This is a genomic window from Micromonospora gifhornensis (genome assembly GCF_016863515.1).
Lineage (GTDB): Bacteria > Actinomycetota > Actinomycetes > Mycobacteriales > Micromonosporaceae > Micromonospora > Micromonospora gifhornensis.
The window spans coordinates 1-2,617 of sequence record NZ_BOPA01000090.1 but is presented as its reverse complement, the minus strand read 5'-3'; the positions used below and the strand labels follow the sequence as shown (position 1 = coordinate 2,617).

Sequence of the window (2,617 nt, the reverse complement as noted above, 5' to 3'; positions counted from 1 at the left end):
AAGCGGCAACGAGGAGTCGTTCGCCCATTTCGTGGCCGATCCGTTCGAGCTTGCCCGCGCTCTTTTCCTTCTCGACAAGGTTCGCCAGCAGGCTCTGCGTACACCGACTCTCACCCATGAGCACCGCCCAGTTGACCAGGCTCTTGTAGCTGGCGACCGCAAGCTGGACGAATCGCATGGCGGTATCGATTGCGAACAGATCCTGCACCTCGGGCGAGGGCTGCGCCATCAGGAATTCCTCGAACCCACCGCGAATTCCCTCAACCGTGGCGGATCGGGTGTCCAGCGGCGAGACGCCGAGCGCCTGCAAGCAGCGATCGATATTCTCCAGTTGCCGTTTGCTGTCCTGTGCATGCGCATGCAGGACCTGCTCCAGGTCACTGTTCTGGACCCGCTTACCGACCAGCATGCCGAGCAGAAGGCCGCCGCTTCTCTCCACGTCGCGCACTTCGGCCAGTTCGTAGAGAAACAGGTCCTTCGAAGTCTCCAGTGCCATCGGCTCCTCCTGATCATCTTGACCGCCGCGCCGGTTGACCGGCTACCCGCTCGGAGGCGGAAAATTCCCGGGCCCGCGGCTGTCAGGCTGACGAGGGGCACCTGGCCTACCGCCGGTTCTGGGCAGGGCGATGACAGGAAGATCACGCTGACGGTCACGGCTGCCCACCTTGGGCCGGTCTGCCGGAAGACGGAGCCTCTACGAGATCAGTGGGGGTTGAGGTGCGGCGCCACCACCTGCGCCGACGCGGGATCGCTGCGGCCATCCCGTCCAAGGCCGACCAACCGGCGCAAGCTGGGGTCCAAGGGCTGCCGACCTTCCCGCCTTCGACCCAGAGGCCTACAAACAGCGCCATGCCGTGGGATGCGGCATCAACCGACTCAAACGCAACCTGCAGTCGCGACCCGGTTCGACAAGCGCGCCGTGCGCTATCAGGCCACACTTCACATCGCCGCCATCAACGAATGTCTGTGACCGACTTTGATGCAGACCCTAGACGTGGCCGTGGCGGGGTTGGCGTGTGCGGTGGCGCCCGCGGCGGTGGTGACGGCGGTGGCGCCGAGCAGCGCCGCGGTGAGGCCCTGGAGCGGGCCGGGAAGGCGGAGGCGTGCCGTCCAGCGCAGCCGGCGTGCCAGCGCGGCGTAGGCGTGGGCTCGCCCGCACTCCCGCCCGTTGCGTGGCAGAAGCCCGGCAGTGGCAGCACAGGCAGCGACGGCAGGTCGATCAGCGTCTGCCCGGCGTCCGCGTAGATGGTGTGTGGCGTTCCGCCGGCGGTCGTGCAGTAGGTGACAAATGATGTCGAGCCGGAGGCAACGCGCGGATGGCGAGGCTCACCCTTCGCGAGGCAGCATTCGACGCATACGTCGTAGCCGGTGATGCCGATGTCGACGGCCTCCGAGGCCACGAGTTCTGGTATGTCGAAGCCCTGACAATGGCTGCCCCGCCGCCTGGTGACAATCTTGGAAGGGGAAGGACTGTTCAACGACGTCACCGCGTTGACCCTGTACCAGGTCACCGTCTACTCGGCGGTGCACGGCTCGCTCAGCCTGCCCGCCACCCTGGGCAGGCTCGCCTACTCCACGGTCCTGGCGCTCGCCGCCGGCCTCGGCATCGGATGGATCACCGGCCAGCTACTCGATCGGCTACCCACCGCCAGCGCGCGCGCCGGGCTGAGCCTGCTCGCTCCGTTCGCCGCCTACGTGCCCGCCGCGGCCGCGCACAGCTCCGGCGTGCTGGCCGTGCTCGCCACCGCGCTGTACCTCAGCCACACCCGCGCCTACACCGACGACGCCACCAGCCGCGTCACAGGCCGCGCGTTCTGGGGTGTCATCGAGCTGCTCGTCATTTGCGCCACCTTCGGGCTCGTCGGTCTCGAACTCACCAGCGTCATCCGTGCTGTCGGTCACCAAGCCGGCCGGCTCGTCGGCTACGCCGCCCTGATCTGCCTCATCGTCATCGTCGTGCGCGTTCTGTGGCTGGCCCCTCTCGCCGCGCTGACCCGCCGCCGCGCCCGCCCCAGGCCCGCCGGCGAACAGGTGCCCGCCTCCTGGCGGGACAGCCTGGTGCTGTCCTGGGCCGGCATGCGTGGGGTGGTCACGGTCGCCACCGCCCTCGCCCTGCCGCACCTCACCGCGGCCAACACCCCGTTCCCCGGCCGCGACCAGATCATCTTCGTCGCCGTCATCGTCGTGCTGGTCACCCTGATCGTGCAGGGCACCAGCCTGCCGTGGCTGATCACCTGGCTGCGCCTGCGCGTCGACCCGGCCGCTGAAAGCGCCGCCGACCGGCACGCCGCAACGATCGCCCTCGACGCCGCCGAAGCACGACTACGCGAACGACGCCACCAGCTCGACACCGAGACCGCCGATCTGGCCGCCCAAAGCTTCTACGCCGCCCTCGCCGACACCTTCCCCGAAGACGAAGACGTCAGCGACACCCAGCGAATCCAGCACCACAAACACGTCCGCGCCCTGGAGGTCGACCTGCTGCACGCCGCCCGCGAGGCCGTCGTGGACGCCCGCAACCACCACATCATCGATCCCGACGCCGCTGACCGCCTTATCCACCGCCTTGATTTGCGCTCCCTGACCACCAGTTGAAACCCGATGAGTCCGACACGTC

At 68.1% G+C, this 2,617-nt stretch carries 2 protein-coding genes; one reads left to right on the top strand and one right to left on the bottom strand.

Translation table 11 applies throughout. From position 1 onward, the window contains the following. On the bottom strand, positions 1 to 496 hold a 496-nt coding region (locus tag Vgi01_RS30210), incomplete at its 3' end, for a YciE/YciF ferroxidase family protein (protein ID WP_203224639.1). Between the two features lie 935 nt (positions 497 to 1,431). On the opposite strand from Vgi01_RS30210, the gene Vgi01_RS30205 reads away from it, so the two are divergent. Beyond that, entirely contained in the window at positions 1,432 to 2,595 is a 1,164-nt protein-coding gene (locus tag Vgi01_RS30205) for a cation:proton antiporter (protein WP_308441832.1), read from the top strand. The last annotated feature ends 22 nt before the right edge of the window (positions 2,596 to 2,617 follow it).